Annotated in this window: 16 protein-coding genes; all 16 read right to left on the bottom strand. The window is 69.6% G+C overall.

All coding sequences use genetic code 11. The features are described from left to right. Positions 1-13: 13 nt before the first annotated feature. On the bottom strand, positions 14-2,461 hold the full coding sequence (locus YS110_16890; GenBank protein UJB66308.1) for an adenosylcobalamin-dependent ribonucleoside-diphosphate reductase: 2,448 nt from the start codon (positions 2,459-2,461) through the stop codon (positions 14-16). A gap of 167 nt (positions 2,462-2,628) precedes the next feature. Next, positions 2,629-4,725: a TonB-dependent siderophore receptor gene (locus YS110_16885; GenBank protein ID UJB66307.1), complete on the bottom strand. Its 2,097-nt coding sequence runs from the start codon at positions 4,723-4,725 to the stop codon at positions 2,629-2,631. A gap of 139 nt (positions 4,726-4,864) precedes the next feature. Beyond that, on the bottom strand, positions 4,865-5,542 hold the full coding sequence (locus tag YS110_16880; protein UJB66306.1) for a carbonic anhydrase: 678 nt from the start codon (positions 5,540-5,542) through the stop codon (positions 4,865-4,867). Positions 5,543-5,578: 36 nt separating this feature from the next. Next, positions 5,579-6,358, bottom strand: a complete 780-nt coding sequence (locus tag YS110_16875; GenBank protein UJB66305.1) for a peptidylprolyl isomerase — start codon at positions 6,356-6,358, stop codon at positions 5,579-5,581. A gap of 98 nt (positions 6,359-6,456) precedes the next feature. Next, the gene (gene narI / locus YS110_16870) at positions 6,457-7,194 is read right to left on the bottom strand and encodes a respiratory nitrate reductase subunit gamma (GenBank protein UJB66304.1); all 738 of its coding nucleotides are present in this window, start codon (positions 7,192-7,194) and stop codon (positions 6,457-6,459) included. After that, a complete protein-coding gene (narJ, locus tag YS110_16865; GenBank protein UJB66303.1) occupies positions 7,191-7,904 on the bottom strand; it encodes a nitrate reductase molybdenum cofactor assembly chaperone in 714 nt (237 codons plus the stop codon). Before narJ ends, narI begins: the two co-directional genes overlap by 4 nt. 20 nt (positions 7,905-7,924) lie before the next feature. Next, positions 7,925-9,448 carry a nitrate reductase subunit beta gene (gene narH, locus YS110_16860; protein UJB66302.1) on the bottom strand — a complete coding sequence of 508 codons (1,524 nt, stop codon included), beginning with the start codon at positions 9,446-9,448 and terminating at the stop codon, positions 7,925-7,927. Between the two features lie 18 nt (positions 9,449-9,466). Beyond that, positions 9,467-13,258, bottom strand: coding sequence for a nitrate reductase subunit alpha (locus YS110_16855; GenBank protein ID UJB66301.1), 3,792 nt, complete (start codon positions 13,256-13,258; stop codon positions 9,467-9,469). 52 nt (positions 13,259-13,310) lie between these two features. After that, the gene (locus YS110_16850; GenBank protein ID UJB66300.1) at positions 13,311-14,726 is read right to left on the bottom strand and encodes a NarK family nitrate/nitrite MFS transporter; all 1,416 of its coding nucleotides are present in this window, start codon (positions 14,724-14,726) and stop codon (positions 13,311-13,313) included. A gap of 22 nt (positions 14,727-14,748) precedes the next feature. After that, positions 14,749-16,011: a NarK/NasA family nitrate transporter gene (locus tag YS110_16845; GenBank protein ID UJB66299.1), complete on the bottom strand. Its 1,263-nt coding sequence runs from the start codon at positions 16,009-16,011 to the stop codon at positions 14,749-14,751. A gap of 200 nt (positions 16,012-16,211) precedes the next feature. Then, positions 16,212-16,871 carry a response regulator gene (locus YS110_16840; protein UJB66298.1) on the bottom strand — a complete coding sequence of 220 codons (660 nt, stop codon included), beginning with the start codon at positions 16,869-16,871 and terminating at the stop codon, positions 16,212-16,214. After that, a complete protein-coding gene (locus YS110_16835) occupies positions 16,868-18,751 on the bottom strand; it encodes a type IV pili methyl-accepting chemotaxis transducer N-terminal domain-containing protein (protein ID UJB66297.1) in 1,884 nt (627 codons plus the stop codon). The genes YS110_16840 and YS110_16835 overlap by 4 nt, the downstream gene beginning before the upstream one ends. Positions 18,752-18,783: 32 nt before the next feature. After that, positions 18,784-20,169: an FAD-binding oxidoreductase gene (locus YS110_16830; GenBank protein ID UJB66296.1), complete on the bottom strand. Its 1,386-nt coding sequence runs from the start codon at positions 20,167-20,169 to the stop codon at positions 18,784-18,786. Next, positions 20,170-20,877 (bottom strand): ABC transporter ATP-binding protein, encoded by a 708-nt coding sequence (locus tag YS110_16825; GenBank protein ID UJB66295.1) that lies wholly within the window; start codon positions 20,875-20,877, stop codon positions 20,170-20,172. Next, positions 20,864-21,610, bottom strand: coding sequence for an ABC transporter ATP-binding protein (locus YS110_16820; GenBank protein ID UJB66294.1), 747 nt, complete (start codon positions 21,608-21,610; stop codon positions 20,864-20,866). Before YS110_16820 ends, YS110_16825 begins: the two co-directional genes overlap by 14 nt. Then, positions 21,607-22,533 (bottom strand): branched-chain amino acid ABC transporter permease, encoded by a 927-nt coding sequence (locus YS110_16815; protein UJB66293.1) that lies wholly within the window; start codon positions 22,531-22,533, stop codon positions 21,607-21,609. Before YS110_16815 ends, YS110_16820 begins: the two co-directional genes overlap by 4 nt. Between the last annotated feature and the right edge of the window lie 3 nt (positions 22,534-22,536).

The following is a 22,536-nucleotide window of genomic DNA, read 5'->3' as shown; positions in this document are numbered from 1 at the left end:
CAGCCCCCCATGGCTACCCGCAAGAACCCATGTGCCCGCACTGGGTGCAGTAGTCGCAGCCGTCCTTGCGGATCATGGCGTGCGCGCCGCACTCGGGGCATTTCTTACCGGCCATGGGCGGGGGCGTGTCGCTGGCGCCGTCCTGCCCGGGGTCGTCCAGCGGCAGGCTTTGCTGCACCGGATCTTGCACGCGGCGCGCCAGGATGTTCTGGATGGCGTAGGCCACGGCGGCCACCTCGGAGTCGTGCCACAGCGGCACGCGCGTGCCGTCGGCCTTCTCGTGGCTGCCCAGGCGCACCGGGCCGCGGTCCCAGGCGACCTTGCGCATGTCGGACAGCGCGCGCTCCAGGAAGCCGCCGCGCGCGGCCAGCGACAGCAGGCGCATGCTGGAGGTGATCCACTGCTGCGACTCGCTGTTCTGCCCCACGGGCATGAAGAATTCGATGGCGCGGTCCACCGTGCCCTTGCCCACGCCGGTGGGCACGGGCAGGAAGGAGACGATGAGGTACAGGCGCTGGTGGCCGTCCTGCGTCCAGTACTCGATCTTCTCGGCCACGGCCGAGAGCGCGCCCTTGGGGCGGCTTTCGATCACGGTGCGCATGGGGTCGAGGACGGCGCGCTCCTCGGCGGGCGCCGGGGCCGCCACGGGCGCGGGCGCGGGCGCCGGCGTGGCCTCCAGCACGGCGCCCAGGATGGCGTTGGGCCGGTACGTGGCCAGGCCCTTGAGGCGCGCCTGCCAGGCCTGCAGGTACAGGTGCTTGAAGTCTTCGTAGGGGTAGTCGGCCGGGACGTTGACGGTCTTGGAGATCGAGGTGTCCACGAAGGGCTGCACCGCCTCCATCATGGCCACGTGGTCGGACGCCGACATCTCCAGCGCCGAGACGAAGTACGCGGGCAGGTTCTGCACGTCGCCGCCCATGTCGCGGTACAGGCGCCAGGCGTGGTCCTCCACCTGGTACTCGCTGCGGCTGCCGTCGGCCTCGCGCTTCCTGCGCGTGTAGGTCCAGGAGAACGGCGGCTCGATGCCGTTGGAGGCGTTGTCGGCAAAGGCCAGGCTCACGGTGCCGGTGGGCGCCACCGACAGCAGGTGGCTGTTGCGGATGCCGTGCGCGCGGATTGCGTCCTGCAGCGCGGCGGGCAGGCGGCTGGCGAAGGTGCCGGGGGCCAGGTAGCCTGCGGCGTCGAACCTGGGGAACGCGCCCTTTTCCTGCGCCAGGGCGATGGAGGCGGCGTAGGCCGCGTCGCGCATGCATTCGGCGATGCGCGCCGCCATGGCGCGGCCGTCGGCCGCGTCGTAGCGCAGGCACAGCATAGCCAGGGCGTTGCCCATGCCGGTGAAGCCGACGCCGATGCGGCGCTTGGCCGCCGATTCGTCGCGCTGCTGCTGCAGCGGCCAGTAGGTCACGTCGAGCACGTTGTCGAGCGCGCGCACCTGGGTGGCCACCACCTGGGTGAAGGCGTCGAAGTCGAACGCGGGCGTGCCGGCCACGCCGAACGGGTGGCGCACGAAGCGCGTGAGGATGATGGGGCCGAGGTCGCAGCAGCCATAGGGCGGCAGCGGCTGCTCGCCGCAGGGGTTGGTGGCGGCGATCTGCTCGCAGTACTGCAGGTTGTTGTCTTCGTTGATGCGGCCCAGGAACAGGATGCCGGGCTCGGCGAAGTCGTAGGCCGAGCGCATGATGGTGTCCCACAGCTCGCGCGCGCGCAGCGTCTCGTACACCCACAGCCCGTCGGCGCGCTGGCGCACGCCGGGGCCCTGGCGCAGCTCGCCGCCGGGCTCGGCGCGGTGCACCAGCTCCCAGGCGGTGTCCTGCACCACGGCCTGCATGAATTCGTCGGTCACGCCGACCGAGACGTTGAAATTGTTCCAGCGCCCGGGCGTGCGCTTGGCGGTGATGAAGTCGAGCACGTCGGGGTGGTCGATGCGCAGCACGCCCATCTGCGCGCCGCGGCGCGCGCCCGCGCTCTCCACGGTGGCGCAGGACTGGTCGAAGACGTTGATGTAGCTGCACGGCCCCGAGGCCAGCGAGCCCGTGGCGCGCACGCGCGCGCCGCGCGGGCGGATGCGCGAGAAGTCGTAGCCCACGCCGCCGCCGCGGCGCATGGTCTCGGCGGCCTCGCGCAGCGCCTCGTAGATGCCGGGGTAGCCGGCGTCGTCCACGCCCTGGATGCAGTCGCCCACGGGCTGCACGAAGCAGTTGATGAGCGTGGCCTGGATGTCGGTGCCCGCGGCGCTCATGATGCGGCCGGCGCCGATGGCACCGGCCTGCAGGTTGGCGAGGAATTTTTCCTCCCACTCGGCGCGGCGGTCTTCGGCCTCGGCCGAGGCCAGGGCGCGCGCCACGCGCGCGTACAGCTCCTCGGCGCGGGTCTCGCCCGCCTTGAGGTATTTCTCGCGCAGCACGTCCAGGCTGATGGGCTGTATGGTGGAGGCCAGGGTAGGTTGGGGTTCGCGCTTCATGGGTAGGAAATGTAGGAGGCCTGACACCAGAAGGGTCTTGCGTTCCATCAAGACTCGGCCGCCAGCAGTGCCTCTATTGTTCGCGAGCCCATGGTTTTGATAGCTGCCCGCGCTGGCCTGGCAATGGTTTCAGATGGTTTTCATGCCGAAACCATTGCGCGGCGGCGTCAGAAGGCGTAGCGCGTGGTCAGCCGCACCGAGCGTGGCGCGCCCGGCAGCAGGGAATTGGCCACGCTGCCGTGGGCCGAGGCGATGTAGCGGCGGTCGAACAGGTTGTACAGGTTCAGCTGCAGGTCCACCTTGCCCATGCGGTAGGCCAGCATGGCGTCCACCGTGGCGTAGGCCGGCAAGGTGGTGGTGTTGGCCGGGTCGGCGAAGCGCGCGCCCACGTAGTTCATGCCCGCACCGGCCTGCCAGCCGCGCGCCAGCGCCTTGGTCAGCCACAGGCTGGCGCCGTGTTCGGGCGTCAGGGTCGCTCTCCGGCCTTGCAGGGCGGGGTTGAGGGAGCGGCTGACCTTCGCATCCATGTAGGCATAGCCCGCCGAGGCCCGCCAGCCGCCCGGGAGGTCGCCCGCGAACGTCAGCTCCAGCCCGTGGGTGCGCTGCGTGCCCACGGGCACCGAGAAGGCCGGGTTGGCCGGGTCGCTGGTCATGATGTTGGTGCGCTCCAGGTTGAAGAGCGCGGCGGTGGCGGTGGCCCTGCCGTCCAGCAGGTCGATCTTGGCGCCGATCTCCTTGCTCGTGGTTTCCTGCGGCTCGGTCGTGGCGTTGCCCGCGCTCAGATTGAAGTTCTCGCCCGCGGGCTGGAACGACTTGCTCACGGACACGTAGTACGACTGCGAGGCCGACGGCTGCCACACCAGGCCCGCGCGCGGGCTCCAGGCGGTGTCGGTGCGGTTGGGGATGGCGGCCACGTCCACCTCTTGCCGGAACCGGTCGTAGCGGATGCCCAGCAGCGCCTTCCACTGCGCCGAGAGCGACACCAGGTCCTGCACGTAGGCCGCCGCGACGGTGCCGCTGCCGGTGTTGGGGCTGCCGGAGTTCACCGTGAGCACGGGGTTGGCGTCGGGCGCGGCCGGGCGGTAGGCGTCCACCGGCCCGGCGCTGCCGGAGCGGCTGGACTGCCAGCGGTCCTGCACGCCCAGCTCCACGCCGTAGAGGATCTGGTGCGCCATGCCGCCCAGCGCCGCGCGTTGGGTCAGCTCGGTCTGGTTGAACACGCCGTGCTCGCTGCGCGCGATGGCGCTGCGGCTGCGTGCCACCCGCAAGCCCGAGGGGTAGAGCGCGAGGTTGGCGTCCGCCGTCACCGCGCCCGCCGAGGTGATGTAGCGGTCGAGCTGGTAGTCGTAGTAGCGCAGCGCGTTGCGCAGGGACCATGCGCTGTTGAAGCGGTGCTCCAGCGTGGCGCTGGCGGCGCTCACCGTGGAGCCCGCCGTGTCGGCCTGGCGCGCGTTGGCCGCGCCGTAGTAGGTGCCGGGCGCCACGTCGATGGGGCGGCCCTGCCACGACGGGATGCCCCAGTCGGTCACGCGCTTGTCGCGCAGGTACTCGGCCTGCAGCAGCAGGCTGGTGTCGGGGCTGAACTTCACCAGCGCCGAGGGCGCGAACGCCTCGCGTTCGAGGAACTGCTGGTCGCGGAAGCTGTCCGCGCGCTCGATGGCGCCCGTCACGCGCACCGCGACGTTCTGGCTGACGTTGCGCGCGATGTCGAATTCGCCGCGGCGCTGGTTCCAGCTGCCCAGTTGCAGGCCCACCTCGCTCTTGTCGATGCCGGGCTTCTTGGTGACGCGGTTGATCATGCCGCCCGAGGAGCCCCGGCCGTACAGCACGGAAGCCGGGCCCTTGACGACCTCGATGCGCTCCACGTTCGACAGGTCACGGTAGTACATGGCGTCGTCGCGGAAGCCGTCCACGAACTGGTCGCCCAGCGCGCTGAAGCCGCGGATCACCACCTGGTCGCGCTGCCCGTCGCCGTGCGACAGGTTGATGCCGGGCACGGATTTCACCGCGTCCTCCATCGACTGCACGCCCCTGTCGCGCATCAGCTCGCGCGTGATGACGTTCACCGTTTGCGGAACGTCGCGCAGCGGCACGTCGATCTTGGTGGCGGCGCCCGCCTCGGCGGAGCTGTAGGCGGGCTCGCCGCTGCCCTGGATGGTCACTTCGGGCAGGGCCGTCTCGGCCGCAGAGGCCTGGGCGAAGAGGGCGGGAGAGGCGAATGCCGCCAGCAGGGCGGCAGCCAGGGAGGCAGGGCAGTGGTTCATAGGGCCAGTGCGTGCAAGCGTTGCTGGCTGGCCAGTAGAACCGGGGACGCACTGGGCTGGCTGAAGGGCGCATGTGGCGGCAGGGCCGCCCATGCGCGGCCGAATGTAGCACGGCCGCGCGCCTTGGCAAGCCCGGCGATCAATCGACGAGCACCTGCCCGTCGTGCTCCACGTAGGGGTGGTAGGGGCCGGTGCCGCTGTTGTCGGCCCGGGATGCGGGCACGAAGCCGCCGGTCTGCACGTCGAACACGTGCACCTCGCCGTCCTCGATGACGTAGTGCCAGCCGTGCAGGCTGACCTGGCCCGTCTGCACACGGCTGCGCACCATGGGGTACTCCATCAGGCGTTCGAGCTGCAGCACCACGGCGCGCTGTTCGGTGCGGCGCAGGGCCTCGGGGCCGGGCTGCACCGGCAGCAGCGCCTCGCGGCCCAGGTCGAGCCAGCGATCGAGGTTGGGGGCCTCGGGCGAGACTTCGCCGTACATCGCCTTGATGGCGCCGCAGTGGCTGTGGCCGCAGACGATGATGCGGCGCACGTGCAGGTTGAGCACGGCGAATTCGATCGCGGCGGTGGTGCCGTGGTGGCCGTGGGAGCCGTCGTACGGCGGGATGAACGCGCCCACGTTGCGCACCAGGAAGAGTTCGCCCGGCCCCGCGCCCGTCAGCAGGTAGGGCACGAGGCGCGAGTCGGAGCAGCCGATGAACAGCGTGGTGGGGTGCTGGCCGTCATCCACCAGCGTCTGGAACTGCTCGCGGTAGTGGGGAAAGGCGTCGTCGTGGAAGCGGCGCAGCCGCTGCAGCAGTTCGTCGTCAGGCATGGGGCACTTTCTGGCAGCTTCCTGGCGACGGGGCCGCTACTGCACCAGCGGCGTGTCGGCCGCGTCGAGCTGCACGCCTTCGACTTCGGCGCTGCCGGCCAGCACCTGCAGGTACTGGCGCAGCGCGTTCACCCAGGCCTGCTGGCGCAGCAGCAGGGCCACGCTGGCGTGCACCTGCTCGAAGGGCAGCGCCTGGCCGGGCTGGCGCTCGCACACCTCGACCACGTGCAGGCCGAAGCGGCTGTGCACCAGGCGCGAGAGCACGCCCACCTCCTGCGTGCCGAAGATCTCGCGCGCGAATTCGGGCGCGCAGTCCTCGGTGGTGAGCCAGCCCAGCTCGCCGCCCTCCTGGCCGCTGGGGCAGTTGGACCACTGGCGCGCGGCCTGGGCGAAGCGCGCGCCGCCGTCGTCGGCGCAGCGCAGCTCCAGCAGCAGGGCCTCGGCGCGCTGGCGCAGTTGCTTGACATCGACCCCGGGGGTGACGGCGAACAGCACGTGGCGCAGGCGCACGCGCTCGCCCTGCCCGCCCAGCGTGGGGTGGGCGGCGTGGTAGCGGCGGCAGGCGTCCTCGGACGGCTCGGGCACCTGCAGCGCCTGCTCCAGCAGGCGCTCGATGGCTTCGCCCGCCGCGGCGCTGGTGGCGCCGTCGAGGCCCGGGGCGTCGGCGGCCGCCAGCAGCCCTGCGCGCTGCGCCTGCTGGCGCAGCAGCTCGGTGCAGGCGCGCTGGCGCAGCGCCTCGGGCGGCAGCAGCACGCCTTGCGGGTGCAGGGCCACGCCGTTGATGCGGGCGACGGGGATCTGGGCGGTGGCGGTCATGGGGTTTCTCCTGTTTTGATAGCTGCTGGCGCTTTCCACACAAGGATTTCAGATTGATTTAATGCTGAAATCATTGCGTGGCAAGCGCTGGCAGCTACTTAGTTCATAGCACCACGGCTGCCGGGCTGGTTGTGGCCGGCGGGCAGGTTCAGGCGGCGGGCGCGCACCAGCTGGTACGGCCGCACGACGTAGGCCAGCGTGCCGAAGCCGCTCCACACGTGCACCAGGCGGGTGAAGGGGAAGACCAGGAACACGGTCATGCCCAGCGCCATGTGCACCTTGAACACCCAGCCCACGTTGGCCAGCAGCTCCACCGCGCCGGTGCGGAAGGTGACGATGCGCTGCGCCCATTCGGCCAGCAGCATCATGACCGAGCCGTCCAGGTGCTGGGCCGACAGTGGGATGGTGGCCAGGCCGAGCGCGAGCTGCACCCACAGCAGCCACAGCAGCACGATGTCGCTGGTCTTGCTGGTGGCGCGGATGCGCGCGTCCGACAGGCGGCGGTGCAGCAGCAGCGTGACGCCGATGAAGGCCAGCGTGCCGGCGATGCCGCCCGAGACCATCGCCATGATCTGCTTGGCGCCAGCGGTCATGAAGTGCTCGTACATGAAGTGCGGCGTGAGCATGCCCACGCTGTGGCCGAAGAACAGGAACAGCACGCCGACGTGGAACAGGTTGCTGCCCCAGCGCAGGCTGCCCTGGCGCAACAGCTGCGAGGAGTCGCTTTTCCAGGTGTACTGGTCGCGGTCGAAGCGCGCCCAGCTGCCGATGAAGAACACGGCCAGGCAGATGTAGGGGTACAGGCCGAACAGGAAGGTGTCGATCCAGGCGGTCATGGCGAGACTCCTTGGGAAGAAGAGGAAGCGCGCGTCGTCTTTTGCGATGCGGGCACGAAATGCAGCGGCTGGGCCTGGCCGGGGCGGTTCTGCCCCTTGGTGGCGCAGCCGTCGAAGGCCTCGGGCTCGGCCCAGGTTTCATCCAGGCCCGGCTCGGGCGTGATGGCCACGGCCTGCACGCGCTGGCCCGTGACCTCGAGCACGGCGGCGATCACGCAGGCGTAGGGGTTGCCCCGGTTGGCCAGCGCGGTGAACAGCGCGTTGAGGATGTGCGCCATCTCGGCAAGGAACTCGCGCGCCACGGCGGGCGGCTGGGTGGAGGCGAACTCCAGCACCACGCCCAGGTGGTCGGGCAGCTCCGGCGCCTCGAAGCGCAGGCCGGCCTGCTCGTAGGTCTGCAGCAGGTCGATGAGCGCCGGGCCGCGCTCGCGCGAGTCGCCGTGCACGTGCTCGAACAGGTGCAGCGAGGTCTGGCGGCCGCGGTCGAAGGTATCGACATAGCGCGCCTCGGCCTCCATGGGCTCCATGGCGCAGAGCTGGCGGCACAGGGCCTCAATCTCCAGCATGCGCTCGGGCGGCAGCGACTGCTCCAGGCGCAGCGCGTCGAGCAGCGCGGGCATCTGCGCGCGCAGCTCGGCGTGGGGGTAGCCCACCAGGCGGGCCAGAGCGCGCAGCGTCAGGCGCAGCGATTCCGGGGTTTTCTTGAACATGACTGGTTCTCCCTGGCGGTTTACACCGTGGCCTTGATGGGGATGGTGCGGCGCTTCTTGCCGCCGAACATGCTCACGTCGGTGGCGCCGTCGGAGCAGCCGTTGCCGAACGAGAAGCCGCAGCCGCCGCGCAGGTCGAAGGCGTTCTCGGCGTACTCGCGGTGCGCCGAGGGGATGACGAAGCGGTCCTCGTAGTTGGCGATGGCCATCACCTGGTACATGTCCTGCACGTCGTGCGCGCTCAAGCCCACCTGCTGCAGCACGGCCAGGTTCTCCACCCGGTCCACGTGCAGGCCGCGCTGGTAGGCGCGCATGGCGAGCATGCGCTCCAGCGCGCGCACCACGGGGCCGGTGTCGCCGGCGGTGAGCAGGTTGGCCAGGTACTGCACGGGAATGCGCAGCTGCGCCACATCGGGGATCTCGCCGTTCACGCCCAGGTGGCCGGCGTTGGCCGCCGAGGTGATGGGCGACAGCGGCGGCACGTACCAGACCATGGGCAGCGTGCGGTACTCGGGGTGCAGCGGCAGCGCGATCTTCCAGTCCACGGCCATCTTGTAGACCGGGCTGTTCTTCGCGGCTTCGAGCCAGGCGTCGGGAATGCCGTCGGCGCGCGCCTGGCGAATGACGTCGGGGTCATTCGGGTCGAGGAAGATGCCGAGCTGCGCCTCGTACAGGTCGCGGTCGCGCTCCACGCTGGCGGCTTCCTCGATGCGGTCGGCGTCGTACAGCAGCACGCCCAGGTAGCGGATGCGGCCCACGCAGGTCTCGGAGCACACCGTGGGCTGGCCCGCCTCGATGCGCGGGTAGCAGAAGATGCACTTCTCGGCCTTGCCGGTCTGCCAGTTGTAGTAGATCTTCTTGTACGGGCAGCCCGAGACGCACATGCGCCAGCCGCGGCACTTGTCCTGGTCGATCAGCACGATGCCGTCTTCCTCGCGCTTGTAGATCGAGCCCGAGGGGCACGAGGCCACGCACGCCGGGTTCAGGCAGTGCTCGCACAGGCGCGGCAGGTACATCATGAAGGTGTTTTCGAACTGGCCGTACATGTCCTTCTGCACCTGCTCGAAGTTCACGTCGATGCTGCGCTTGGCGAACTCGCCGCCGAGGATTTCCTCCCAGTTCGGGCCCCACTCGATCTTCTCCATGCGCTGGCCCGTGATCAGGCTGCGCGGGCGCGCGGTGGGCGCGGCCTTCATCTCGGGCGCCGACTGCAGGTGGTCGTAGTCGAAGGTGAAGGGCTCGTAGTAGTCGTCGATCTGCGGCAGGTTCGGGTTGGCGAAGATGCGCATGAGCAGCTTCCACTTGCCGCCCTGGCGCGGGACGATCGACCCGTCGGCCAGGCGCGTCCAGCCGCCGTTCCACTTGTCCTGGTTCTCCCATTCCTTGGGGTAGCCGATGCCGGGCTTGGTCTCCACGTTGTTGAACCAGGCGTATTCCACGCCGGGGCGGCTGGTCCAGACGTTCTTGCAGGTGACCGAGCAGGTGTGGCAGCCGATGCACTTGTCCAGGTTCAGCACCATGCCGATTTGTGCGCGTACTCTCATCGTGTTTCTCCTTGTCGCTCAGGCATGTGCGGCGGCCGGGGCCGAAGCTTCCTCGTCCATCCAGTCGATGCGGCGCATCTTGCGCACCAGCACGAACTCGTCGCGGTTGGTGCCGATGGTTCCGTAGTAGTTGAAGCCGTAGCTGTACTGCGCGTAGCCGCCGATCATGTGCGTGGGCTTGAGCACCACGCGCGTGACGGAGTTGTGGATGCCGCCGCGCGTGCCGGTGATTTCCGAGCCCGGGGTGTTCACGATCTTTTCCTGCGCGTGGTACATCATCACCATGCCCGGGTTGACGCGCTGGCTCACCACCGCGCGCGCCGCGATGGCGCCGTTGGCGTTGAACAGCTCGACCCAGTCGTTGTCCACGATGCCGCCGCGCTGGGCGTCGTCCTCGCTGAGCCAGATCACCGGGCCGCCGCGGTTGAGCGTGAGCATGTGCAGGTTGTCGCTGTACGTGCTGTGGATGCCCCATTTCTGGTGCGGCGTGATGAAGTTCAGCGCGATCTCGGGGTTGCCGTTGGGCATCTTGCCCTCGACCTCGTGCAGCGCCTTCAGGTGCACCGGCGGGCGGTAGGCGCAGAAGCCCTCGCCGAAGTCGCGCATCCACGGGTGGTCCTGGTAGAACTGCTGGCGGCCCGTGAGGGTGCGCCATGGGATCAGCTCATGCACGTTGGTGTAGCCCGCGTTGTAGCTGACCTTCTCGCTCTCCAGCCCGCTCCAGGTGGGCGAGCTGATGATCTTGCGCGGCTGCGCCTGGATGTCGCGGAAGCGGATCTTCTCGTCCTCGCGGTGCAGCGCCAGGTGCACGTGGTCGCGCCCGGTCTGCTTGCCCAGGGCCTCCCAGGCCTTGCAGGCCACGTGGCCGTTGGTCTCGGGCGCGAGCATCATCACCACCTCGGTGGCGTCGATGTCGCTGACGATCTTCGGACGCCCCTGCGTCACGCCTTCCTCGCGCACGCGGCCGTTGAGGTCGCCGAGCTGCTCGACTTCGGTCTGCGTGTTCCAGCCGATGCCCTTGCCGCCGTTGCCGATGCGGTCCATCAGCGGGCCCAGGGCCGTGAAGCGCTTGAAGGTGTTGGGGTAGTCGCGTTCGACCACCGCGATCTGCGGCGCCGTCACGCCGGGGATCAGCTCCACCTCGCCGTTCTTCCAGTCCTTCACGCCGTAGGGCTGCGCCAGCTCGGCCGGGGTGTCGTGCATGATGGGGGTGAGCACGACTTCCTTCTCCACGCCCAGGTGGCCCGTGCAGACTTCGCTGAAGGCCTTGGCAAAACCCTTGTAGATCTCCCAGTCGCTCTTCGCCTGCCAGGCCGGGTCCACGGCCGCCGACAGCGGGTGGATGAACGGGTGCATGTCGCTGGTGTTGAGGTCGTTCTTCTCGTACCAGGTGGCCGTGGGCAGCACGATGTCGGAGTACAGGCAGGTGGTGCTCATGCGGAAGTCGAGCGTGACCAGCAGGTCCAGCTTGCCTTCGGGCGCCTGGGCGTGCCATTGCACTTCCTCGGGCTTGGCGTCCTGCGGGCCCAGGTCCTTGCCCTGCACGCCGTGCGTGGTGCCCAGCAGGTGCTTGAGGAAGTACTCATGCCCCTTGCCCGAGCTGCCCAGGATGTTGGAGCGCCACACGAACATGTTGCGCGGCCAGTTGGCGGGGTGGTCGGGGTCCTCGCAGCTCATGGTGAGCGAGCCGTCTTCGAGCGACTGCACCACGTAGTCCTTGGGGTCCATGCCGCGCTTTTGCGCGTCCTTGACCACCTGCAGCGGGTTGGTCTGCAACTGCGGCGCGCTGGGCAGCCAGCCCATGCGCTCGGCGCGCACGTTGAAGTCGATCATCGCGCCCTGGTAGGCCTTCGGGTCGGCCAGCGGCGAGAGCACTTCCTCCACGCCCAGCTTCTCGTAGCGCCACTGGTCGGTGTGGGCGTAGAAGAAGCTCGTGCTGTTCATCTGGCGCGGCGGGCGGATCCAGTCGAGCGCGAAGGCCAGCGCCGTCCAGCCGGTCTGCGGGCGCAGCTTCTCCTGGCCCACGTAGTGCGACCAGCCGCCGCCGCTCTGGCCGACGCAGCCGCACATCATCAGCATGTTGATGATGCCGCGGTAGTTCATGTCGCAGTGGTACCAGTGGTTCATGGCCGCGCCGATGATGACCATGGACTTGCCATGCGTCTTGTCGGCGTTGTCGGCGAACTGGCGCGCGATGGCGATCACCTGGTCGCGCGGCACGCCGGTGATGCGCTCCTGCCATGCCGGGGTGTAGGGCGCGTTGGCGTCATAGCCCTCGTAGGCGCCCTCGCCGGGCAGGCCGCGGTGGATGCCGTACTGCGCCGCCTGCAGGTCGAACACCGTGGCCACGGCCACGCGGCCCTGCACGCCCTCGCCGCTCAGGTCGAGGTGGGTGACGGGCACGCGGCGCACCACCACGTCGCCGCCCTGGTCGTTGGCGCTGAAGTTGGGCGTGGCGATGCCGCCGAAGTACGGGAAGGCCACGTCGGCCACGTCATGCGCCTGCGCGCCGTCTTCGAGCACCGAGAGCTTGAGCTGCACGTCGTTGCCGGTGCGCGCTTCCTTCGATTCGAGGTTCCACAGGCCCTGGTCGTCGCGCCCGTCCTTGCCCCAGCGGAAGCCGATGGAGCCGTTGGGCAGCGCCACCTGGCCGTCGGTGCCGTAGGCCACGGTCTTCCAGTCGGGGTGGTTGGCCTGGCCCAGGTGGCCGTCGAAGTCGCTGGCGCGCACGTAGCGGCCCGGCACCATGACCGTGCGGCCGTCGGGCAGCGTCTTCTGCTCCAGCACCACGAGCAGCGGCAGGTCGGTGTAGCGGCGCGCGTAGTCGTCGAAGTACGCCGAGCGCTTGTCGAAGTAGAACTCCTTCAGGATCACGTGCCCCATGGCCATGGCCACGGCGGCGTCGGTGCCCTGCTTGGGGTGCATCCACAGGTCGGCCAGCTTGGCCACCTCGGAGTAGTCGGGCGTGACGGCCACGACCTTGGCGCCCTTGTAGCGCACCTCGGTGAAGAAGTGCGCGTCGGGCGTGCGCGTCTGCGGCACGTTCGAGCCCCAGGCGATGATGAAGTTGGAGTTGTACCAGTCAGCGCTCTCGGGCACGTCGGTCTGCTCGCCCCACACCTGCGGGCTGGACGGCGGCAGGTCGCAGTACCAGTCGTAGAAGCTCATGCACACCCCGCCGATCAAGCTCAGGTAGCGCGAGCCGGCAGCGTAGGAAATCATCGACATGGCCGGGATCGGCGAGAAGCCGATGATGCGGTCCGGGCCGTGCTTCTTGATGGTGTAGACGTTGGCCGCGGCGATCATCTGGTTGACTTCGTCCCAGGTGCTGCGCACGAAGCCGCCCAGGCCGCGCTGCTTCTGCCACTCGCGGCGCGCGCCGTCGTTCTCGACGATGGCGGCCCAGGCATCGACCGGGCTCTTGGCCACGGCCAGGGCCGCGCGCCAGTGCTTGAGCAGGCGCCCGCGCACCATGGGGTACTTCACGCGGTTGGCGCTGTAGAGGTACCAGCTGTAGCTGGCGCCGCGCGCGCAGCCGCGCGGCTCGTGGTTGGGCAGGTCGGCGCGCGTGCGCGGGTAGTCGGTCTGCTGGGTTTCCCAGGTGACGATGCCGCCCTTGACGTAGATCTTCCACGAGCAGGAGCCCGTGCAGTTCACGCCATGGGTGGAGCGCACGATCTTGTCGTGCGCCCAGCGGTCGCGGTAGGCATCTTCCCAGGTACGGTCTTCGCCGTTGGTCTGGCCATGGCCGTCGGAAAAGGTCTCGCGCGGCTGCGCGAAGTACGAGAGACGGTCGAGGAAATGGCTCATCGTGGGGCTCCTTGGAAATCGTTGTCGGGGTCGAGGACAGGGAGGGACAGGGTCAGCAGGGCATCTCGGCGCTCTTGCGCGCGTAGTACCACCAAGTGATGACGATGCAAATGGCGTAGAACGCCACGAAGGCCCACAGCGCGGCCTGGGGGCCGCCCGTGAGCGCGATGGAACTGCCGTAGCTCTTGGGAATGAAGAAGCCGCCATAGGCCGCGAAGGCCGCCGTGAAGCCCAGCGTGGCTGCGCCCAGCGTGTTGCCCTCCTTGTTGGCCTGGGCCACGGCGGCGGCGTCGCGGGTGTCCACGCCGCGCATGGCTTCGCTCAGGAAGATGACCGGAATCATGCGGAAGGTCGAGCCGTTGCCGATGCCGGTGGTAAGGAACAGCACCAGGAAGCACACGAAGAAACCGCCGAACTGCCCCGCCGAGCTTCCCGAGGGCAGGAACCAGACCACGCCCACCACGGCCAGCGCCATGACGATGAAGTTCCACAGCGTCACGCGCGCGCCGCCGAGCTTGTCGGCCAGCCAGCCGCCGAAGGGCCGCACCACCGCGCCCACCAGCGGCCCGAGCCAGGCGTAGGCCAGCGGGTTGACGTTGGGAAACTGGCTCTTGATGAGCAGCGGAAAGCCCGCCGCGTAGCCGATGAACGAGCCGAACGTGCCCAGGTACAGCACGCACATCAGCCAGTTGTGCTTGCGCCGGAAAATGGCGGCCTGCGCGGCGAAGCTGGCCTTGGCGTCGGCGATGTCGTGCATGCCGAACCAGGCAGCGATGGACGTGAGCAGGATCCACGGCACCCAGACGAAGGCGGCGTTCTGCGTCCACACCTGGATGTGCTCGCCGTTCTTCACGATGGTCTGCGGGTCGCCGCCGAAGATGCCGAAGACGCCGACCGTGACCACCAGCGGGCTGAGGAACTGCACCACCGACACGCCCAGGTTGCCCAGGCCGGCGTTCACGCCCAGCGCCGAGCCCTTGCGCTCCTTCGGGAAGAAGAAGCTGATGTTGGCCATGCTGGAGCTGAAGTTGCCCCCGCCCAGGCCGCACAGCAGCGCCAGCACCAGCATGGTGGGGTAGCTGGTGGTGTTGTCCTGCACCGCGTAGCCGATGCCGATGGCCGGGATCAGCAGCGACGCGGTGGACAGCGCCGTCCAGCGCCGCCCGCCGAACACCGGCACCATGAACGAGTAGAAGATGCGCAGCGTGGCGCCCGAGAGCGCGGGCGCGGCGGCGAGCCAGAACAGCTGGTTGGTCGAGTACTTGAAGCCTAAAGCGGGCAGGTTCACGGCGACCACGCTCCAGACCTGCCAGATGGCGAAGGCCAGGAACAGCGCGGGCACCGAGATCCACAGGTTGAGCTTGGCGACGGCCTCGCCCTCGCGCTCCCAGAACTGCTTGTCCTCGGGCGTCCAGAGCGTGAGCAGGCGGCCCTGGCGGGCGCCGGCGTGCGATGCGGGGGTTGACATGGAAGGCACCTTTCAGAAGGTTTCAGTGATCCATCACGTCGGTGCGGCGCACCTCGGTGAAATACATCCAGATCAGCGAGACCCAGACCACGCCGTACATGAGCATGAAGGCGCTGGAGCGGATGCCCGTCCAATCCATCAGCGCGCCGAACATGATCGGCAGGATGAAGCCGCCCATGCCGCCCGCCAGGCCCACGATGCCGCTGATCGTGCCGATGTTGCCGGGGTAGTCGTCGCTGATGTACTTGAACACGCTGGCCTTGCCGAAGGCCCAGGCCACGCCGAGCACGGCCATCAGCGCGGTGAACACGTAGACGTTCAGGCCGATGTGGAACACCTTGGGGCCATCGACGGTAAGGACGGTGAAGTCGGTCTGCGGGTACGACAGCAGGAACAGGCAGATCCAGCTCACCCACAGCACCCACCAGGTCACGCTGTGCGCGCCGTACTTGTCCGACAGCACGCCGCCGATGGCGCGCAGCACGCCGCCGGGCAGCGAGAAGCACGCGGCCAGCAGCGCGGCGACGCGGATGTCCAGCCCGTACTCGCCCACGTAGTACTGCACCATCCACAGCGCCAGCGCCACGTAGCCGCCGAACACGATGCTGTAGTACTGGCAGTACTTGAGCACCTTGGGATCCTTCAGCGCCTTGAGCTGGTCGGTGAACTTGACGTTGCTCGACACCAGGTGCGTTGGGTCGCTGTAGGAAAATATCCAGAACAGCACCAGCGTGCCCAGCATGATGGCCGCATAGACGTGCGGCACGGCCTGCCAGCCGAAGGCCACCAAGATCACCGGGGCGACGAACTTGTTCACCGCCGCACCCGAGTTGCCGGCGCCATAGACGCCCATGGCCGTGCCCTGGCGGCTCTTGGGGAACCAGCGCGCCACGTAGGGCGTGCCGACCGAGAACGCGCCCCCGGCCAGCCCCACGAACAGGCCGATGACGAGGAAGTGCCAGTACTGCGTGGCGTAGCCCATGACCCAGATGGCGGGCACGGTGAGGGCCAGCAGCACCGCCATGACGATGCGGCCGCCGTACTTGTCGGTCCAGATGCCCAGCGGCACGCGCACCAGCGAGCCGGTGAGCACGGGCATGGCGGTAAGCAGGCCGAACTCGGTGGCGTTCAGGTTCAGCATCTTCTTGATCGGGATGCCGATGACGCCGAACATCATCCAGACCATGAAACAGACGGTGAAGGCCAGCGTGCTCACGATGAGCACCGACCAGGCCTGGCGGGTATGGCGCGGGTCTTCTGCTGCGTGGTGTGACGGGGAAGGCATTTGTGTCCTCTCTTGCGAATGCCTTGCCATGGTCGCCCAGGGCGCGCGCCTTGCCCATCCGTCTCTGGAGGGCCCGCGGCGCGGCAGAAGGACGATGGCGCCATCGTCCGAAAGAACTATGCCGCCCCTGCAGATTTCAAGCGAAAAATGGCCTCAGCGCCCGTCCATCAAGCGCTGGCAGCTATCAAAAAGAGAGTTCGTCAGCGCTGGCGGTCCGAGGCGTACACCGCCGCCTGCACGCGCGAGCTCAGGCCGAGCTTGCGCAGGATGTGCTGCACGTGGATCTTCACCGTGGTCTCGGCGATATCGAGCGTGCGCGCGATCTCCTTGTTGCTCGCGCCCCGGGCGATCTCGCGCAGCACGTCTTCCTCGCGCGGGGACAGCGGCGAGGCCGCCTCGGGCTCGGCCACGGGCGGCGGCACGGGCACGCCCTGGCTCTGGAAGGCCGCCACGAGCTTGCCCATCATCTCGGGGCTGACCACGGGCTCGCCGCGCGCGGCGCGGCGGATGGCTTCGCTCAGCAGAGCGCCGTCGATGGTCTTGAGCAGATAGCCCTGCGCGCCGTGGCGCAGCGCGGCAGCCAGGTCCTGCCCGTCCTCGCTCACCGTGAGCATGACCACGCGGCAGCCGGGCGCGGCCTCGCGCAGCCCGCCGATGGCATCAACGCCGAGCACGCCGGGCAGGTGGTTGTCCAGCAGGATGACCTGCGGCTGCAGGCCGGGCACCAGGCGCAGCGCCTCGGCGGCGTCGGCCGCCTCGCCCACCACACGCAGCCCCTCGTCCAGGCCGATGAGCGCGATCAGCCCGCGGCGGAACAGGGTGTGGTCATCGACGACGAAAACGGTGATGGGAGCGGTCATGCAAGCGCGGGGGCGGCGGGGGCGACGGTGGAAGCGGCGGGCAGCGCGATGCACACGCACGTGCCGCCGCCACCGGGCGCAGAGTCTACGCGCACCTCGGCACCCACGCGCTGGGCGCGCTCGCGCATGATGCCCAGGCCCACGTGCAGCGAATCGGGCGCCACGCGCGCGGGGTCGAACCCGCAGCCGTCGTCGCGCACCTCGAAGCGCCAGGGGTGGCGCTCCACGCGCAGCTCCACACGCCGCGCCTGGGCGTGCTTGCGCACGTTGGACAGCGCCTCCTGCACCATGTGCAGCACCTGGATCTGCACGTCGGGCGCCAGCGGCAGGCCGTGGCCGCCCATGCTCAGGTGGGTGGCCACGCCGGTCTGGTGCTCGAACTTGGAAAGCGTGGCGCGCAGCGCGGTCTCGATGTCCTCGTCGCTGGTGCGCGTGCGGAAATGCACCAGCAGCTCGCGCACGTCGGCATAGCACTCGCGCACGCCGGTCTCCAGCTCGGCCAGGCTGCGCTCGCGCACCTGCGCGTTGTCCTTGGCGATGGCATCGCGCAGCAACTGCGTCTGGATCTTCAGGAAGGCCAGCGACTGCGCGATGGAGTCGTGCAGCTCGCGCGCGATCAGGCTGCGCTCCTCGGCCACCGCCGCCTCGCGCTCCAGCGCCGTGGCGCGCAGGCTCTCCATGGAGCTGGCCAGGTGGTGCGCCATGGTGGACAGCAGCCCGCGCGTGTCCTGCGAGAGGCTGCGGGTGTTGCGGAAGAACAGCGACACCTCGCCCAGCAGGCGCTGCTGCAGCCGCACGGGAATGCTGACCACGGTCTCGAACCCGGCCTCGCGGCAGTGCGGCAGCTGCTGGGCCGACACCGGCGTGATGGGGATGATGCGCATCTGCGCCGTCTCCTGCGCCTGGCCGCAGTCGCAGCTGCCCGCCGCCAGGCAGTGCTCCTGCTCGGCCAGCGCCTGCGGCAGCCCGTCGGCGGCCAGCAGCACGTAGCGCTCGTTGGCTTCGTCGGACCAGCGCACGGCGGCCGCGTCGCAGCCCGCCACCTGGCGGATCTGCTGCACGAAGCCCTGGGCCAGCGCCTCCAGGCTGCCGGCCTCGGCGCCCAGGGCGCTCACGGCGTACAGCGCGGCCAGGCGCTGGTTCTGCTCCTCGATGCTGGCGGTCTTGTCGCGCACCTTGCGCTCCAGGTCCTCGTGCGAGGCCTGCAGCGCATGGGCCATGAGGTTGAAGCCCGCCGCGAGCTGGCCGAACTCGTCGGGCGTATCGACCACCAGGCGCGTGCCCAGGTCGCCCTGGCGCAAGCGCGCCAGCGCCTGCTGCAGGCGCGCCACCGGGTGCAGCACCAGCAGGTAGCTCACTGCCATGAAGGTCACGGCGGCGGCAATCGCCAGCGCCACCATGAGCAGCTGGAACAGGTGCAGCACCGCCGTCCAGCGCGCGATCTGCGTCTCGATCGACTCGACGAAGGCATTGACGTGCAGCACGAAGGCGTCGGCACGCTCCACGGCCTGCACGGGCATGACCTCGCCCCAGTGCGAGCGCAGGATGCGCCATTCGCTGCGCACGCGCTCGAAGCGCTCGCGCGTTTCCTCGGCCCGGGGCACGAACAGCGGGCGCGCCGGGTCGCCGGTGCGCAGCAGCTCCAGGCTGTCGTCGAACTGGCGCTCCAGCGCGGCCACGCGCTCGGGCGACTCGTTCTGCTGCGCGATCACCATGCGCAGCATGTTCATGCGCAGGCGCCCGGCCTCGTTCACGGCGGCCGCGCCGCCTTCGAGCTGCCAGGTCACCCACAGCGTCAGGCCGATCGAGGCCAGGGCGATGAGCAGGAAGCCCACGCCCAGGGCCAGCAGCTTGGTGGAAAGGGATGGCTTCTTGCGCATGGCGCCAGTGTAGGAGCCGGGGCAAATCCCCTTCAAGAGTCGTGCAGCACCTTGCCTGGGTTGAGCAGTTGCAGCGGATCGAGCGCCTGCTTGAGCGTACGCATCAGCGCGATCTCTGCCGCGCTGCGCGACAGGTGCAGGTAGGGCTTCTTCTCCAGCCCGATGCCGTGCTCGGCCGAGACCGAGCCCTGCAGCGGCGCCAGCGGGGCATAGACGATCTGCTCCACCGCCGCGCGGTCGCCGTCGGCGCCGGTGTGGACGACCACGTGCAGGTTGCCGTCGCCCAGGTGGCCGAACACCCAGCAGTGGTGCGCCGGCCAGCGCGCAGCCAGGGCGCCCTGCACCTGGGCCACGTAGCCCTCCATGGCCGCGATGGGCAGCGACACGTCGAAGGTGAAGGGCCAGCCGTGGCGCGCCGTCTGCATCACGTCGTCGCGCAGCGCCCACAGCGCCGCGCATTCGCGCGCCGAGCCGGCGACGGCCGCGTCCACGATCCAGCCCTGCGCCATGGCCGCTTCCAGCGCGGCGACGAAGCGCGGGCCGTCCAGCGCCTGGTCCGCGCCCTGCGACTCGACCAGTGCGTAGAACGGCTGGCCGTGCGCCAGCGGCGGCGCGCTGGCGGCGGGCGGCGTGGTCACGAGTTCGTAGAACGCGCCCCACATCACCTCGAAGGCCGACAGGCCGCCGCCCAGCGCGCGGTCCATGTGGCCCAGCAGGGCGGCCACGGCGTCGAAATGGGGCAGCGCCACCAGCGCCACGTTCTGGCTCGCGGGCAGCTCGGCCAGGCGCAGCACCAGCCGCGTGATGACGCCCAGCGTGCCCTCGGAGCCGATGAAGAGCTGCTTGAGGTCGTAGCCCGCGTTGTTCTTGAGCATGCGGTTCAGCGAGGACACCACGGTGCCGTCGGCCAGCACCGCCTCCAGGCCGAGCACGCGCTCGCGCATCATGCCGTGGCGGATGACGCGGTTGCCGCCCGCGTTGGTGGCCGCGTTGCCGCCCAGCGTGGCCGAGCCGCGCGCCCCCAGGTCGAGCGGGAAGGCCAGGCCATGCGGCTGCACCGCCTCCTGCAGCGCCTGCAGCGTGACGCCGGCCTGCGCCACGGCCACGCGCTGGCGCGGCTCGATGGCCTCGATGGCGTTCATGCGTTCGAGCGACAGCACGAGCTGCGCGGGCGTGGCGTCGGCCCCGTGCACCAGGCCCGTGCGCCCGCCGTGGGGCACGACGGGGATGCGCTGCGCATGGCACAGCCGCAGCACGGCGGCCACTTCCCCGGTGCTGCGCGGACGCGCCAGCAGGCGGCACTGCACCGTGTCCTGGCGCATGAAGCCGGCGGGGCGCTGGGCCGCGTCGGCGGCGTCCACGACGCCGGCCTCGCCCAGAAGGTCGCGCAGGTGCGCGCGCAAGGTGTCGGTGTCCATTCAGATGCCCAGGTAGATGCGGCGGATGTAATCGTCGCCCGCCAGCTCGGCGCTGCTGCCGTGGCGCGCGATGCGGCCGTTTTCCAGCACGTACACGCGCTGCGCCACGCGCAGCGTGTTCTGCGCGTCCTGCTCGGCCATGAGCACGGCCACGCCCGAGGCGGCGATGGCGCGGATGGCGTCGAAGATCTCGATCTTCAGCCGGTGCGCGATGCCCACCGAGGGCTCGTCGAGCAGCAGCAGGCGCGGTCGCCCCATGAGCGCGCGGCCGATGGCCACGAACTGCTGCTGCCCGCCCGAGAGCGTGGAGACGGTCTGCTCCAGCCGCTCGCGCAGGATGGGGAACAACGCGAACACCGTTTCCATGGTGGCCTGCACGCCGTCGCGCGAGGGGTTCAGGTACGCGCCCAGCTCCAGGTTCTTGCGCACCGTGAGTTCGGTGAACAGGCGCCGCCCCTCGGGGCAGTGGCAGATGCCCAGGCCCACCACCGCGTGTGCGGCGTGGCCGTGCAGCGGCTGGCCGTCCAGGTTGAGCGTGCCGCTGGACGCGAGGCTGCGCGAGATGGCCTTGAGCAGCGTGGTCTTGCCCGCGCCGTTGGGGCCAAGCACGCCCACCAGTTCGCCGGGCTGCACGTGCAGGTCCACGGATTCGAGGGCCAGCGCCTTGCCGTAGGAGGCGGCGAGCCCCTGGATGTCAAGCAGTGGCAAGGTCGGCCTCCGTCTTTCCGATGTACGCCTGCACCACCTTGGGGTGGCGCACGATGTCCTGCGCGTCGCCGATGGCGATCAGTTCGCCAAAGTCGATGGCGACCACGCGCTGCACCAGCTGCATGAATTCGCGCAGCTTATGTTCGATGATGAGGATGCTCAGGCCCCGCTCGGCGTGCAGGCGGCGGATCAGCGCCGACAGCGGCTCAATCTCGCTCGCGCCCAGCCCGGCGAAGGGTTCGTCGAGCAGCAGCAGCAGCGGGTCGGTGGCCAGCGCGCGCGCAATCTCCAGGCGCCGCTGGTCGCCGTAGGAGAGCAGCTCGGCCGGGGTCTCGGCCTTGTGGGCCAGGCCCACGTCGTCGAGCATGCGCAGCGCGCGCTCGCGCGGCGCCTCGCCGGTGGCGCGGCCGCGCGGCGAGTAGCAGGCCACCATGGCGTTTTCCGCCACGCTCATGCCCACGAAGGGGCGGCACAGCTGGAAGGTGCGCGCCAGGCCCTGGTTCACCACCTGGGCGGGCGTGCGCCCGGCCAGGTCCTGGCCGTTGAAGAGCACGCGCCCCGCGTCGGGCCGGATGAAGCCGGTCAGCAGGTTGAACAGCGTGGTCTTGCCCGCGCCGTTGGGGCCGAGGATGCCGAGGATCTCGCCGCGCGCCACGCAGAACGCCATGTCCTGCACGGCGGTGAGTCCGCCGAAGCGCTTGGTCAGGCCCTGGATGTCGAGCAGCGCGGTCATGGCGTGGCCCCCTTGCCCAGCCTGCGCCACAGCGGCGCGACCAGGCCGCCGCGCAGGAAGAAGATCACCACGATGAGCAGCAGCGCATAGACCAGCAGCCGGTACTCGCCCGCGCTGCGCAGCATCTCGCCCAGCAGCGACAGCACGATGGCGCCGCCCGCCGCGCCGTAGACCGAGCCGATGCCGCCCACGTAGACCATGGTGACCACGGCCACCAGCATCAGCACCGAGACGATCTGCGGGCTGACCTGCATCTGGTAGCTGGCGTACAGCGCGCCGCCCAGGCCCGCGAACACGGCGCTGATGACCAGCGCGGCGATCTTGTAGAACGTGACGTTGATGCCCGCGGCCTGGCAGCCCGCCTCGTCGCCGCGGATGGCGCGCAGCAGCAGCCCCCAGCGCGAGCGCGACAGACCGACCAGCACCGCGCCGCTGGCCAGCGCCACGCCCAGCACCAGGTAGTAGTACCGCACCGTGTCCAGCACCAGCGGCGTCAGGCCCTGGATGCCTTCCTCGCCGCCCGTGATGTCCCACAGGATCAGCAGCATGCGCTGCGCGATGGCCGCCGCCGCCAGCGTGGCCAGCGCGAAGTACGGGCCCTTCAGGCGCAGCGTGGGAAAGCCGATGGCCAGGCCCAGCAGCGCCGACATGCCCATGGCCACGAAGAGGCCGAGCCAGGGCGAGAGGCCGTGGTTGGCGTCCAGGTAGCCGGTGGCGTAGGCGCCGATGCCGATGAACAGCGGGTAGCCGAAGTTCTCGCGCCCGGTCAGGCCCGAGAAGAAGTCCCAGCCCATGGCCCAGATGGCGTAGATCAGGCAGACGGTGAACACGCCCGTCATGTAGGCGCTGCCCAGCCAGGGCACGGCGGCCAGCAGCGCCAGCGCGGCGGCCAGCGCCAGGGATTGTCGAAGGGTGATTTTCATGGG

The organism is Acidovorax sp. YS12 (assembly GCA_021496925.1).
In the GTDB taxonomy this organism is placed as follows: Bacteria; Pseudomonadota; Gammaproteobacteria; order Burkholderiales; family Burkholderiaceae_C; genus Paenacidovorax.
Note: the sequence above shows the minus strand (reverse complement) of the source record. Positions and strands in the feature narration are given on the sequence as shown.

Coding starts and splice junctions, on each gene's coding strand:
- YS110_16890 (UJB66308.1), bottom strand. CDS start 2,461: ATGAAGCGCGAACCCCAACCTACCCTGGCCTCCACCATACAGCCCATC.
- YS110_16885 (UJB66307.1), bottom strand. CDS start 4,725: ATGAACCACTGCCCTGCCTCCCTGGCTGCCGCCCTGCTGGCGGCATTC.
- YS110_16880 (UJB66306.1), bottom strand. CDS start 5,542: ATGCCTGACGACGAACTGCTGCAGCGGCTGCGCCGCTTCCACGACGAC.
- YS110_16875 (UJB66305.1), bottom strand. CDS start 6,358: ATGACCGCCACCGCCCAGATCCCCGTCGCCCGCATCAACGGCGTGGCC.
- narI (UJB66304.1), bottom strand. CDS start 7,194: ATGACCGCCTGGATCGACACCTTCCTGTTCGGCCTGTACCCCTACATC.
- narJ (UJB66303.1), bottom strand. CDS start 7,904: ATGTTCAAGAAAACCCCGGAATCGCTGCGCCTGACGCTGCGCGCTCTG.
- narH (UJB66302.1), bottom strand. CDS start 9,448: ATGAGAGTACGCGCACAAATCGGCATGGTGCTGAACCTGGACAAGTGC.
- YS110_16855 (UJB66301.1), bottom strand. CDS start 13,258: ATGAGCCATTTCCTCGACCGTCTCTCGTACTTCGCGCAGCCGCGCGAG.
- YS110_16850 (UJB66300.1), bottom strand. CDS start 14,726: ATGTCAACCCCCGCATCGCACGCCGGCGCCCGCCAGGGCCGCCTGCTC.
- YS110_16845 (UJB66299.1), bottom strand. CDS start 16,011: ATGCCTTCCCCGTCACACCACGCAGCAGAAGACCCGCGCCATACCCGC.
- YS110_16840 (UJB66298.1), bottom strand. CDS start 16,871: ATGACCGCTCCCATCACCGTTTTCGTCGTCGATGACCACACCCTGTTC.
- YS110_16835 (UJB66297.1), bottom strand. CDS start 18,751: ATGCGCAAGAAGCCATCCCTTTCCACCAAGCTGCTGGCCCTGGGCGTG.
- YS110_16830 (UJB66296.1), bottom strand. CDS start 20,169: ATGGACACCGACACCTTGCGCGCGCACCTGCGCGACCTTCTGGGCGAG.
- YS110_16820 (UJB66294.1), bottom strand. CDS start 21,610: ATGACCGCGCTGCTCGACATCCAGGGCCTGACCAAGCGCTTCGGCGGA.
- YS110_16815 (UJB66293.1), bottom strand. CDS start 22,533: ATGAAAATCACCCTTCGACAATCCCTGGCGCTGGCCGCCGCGCTGGCG.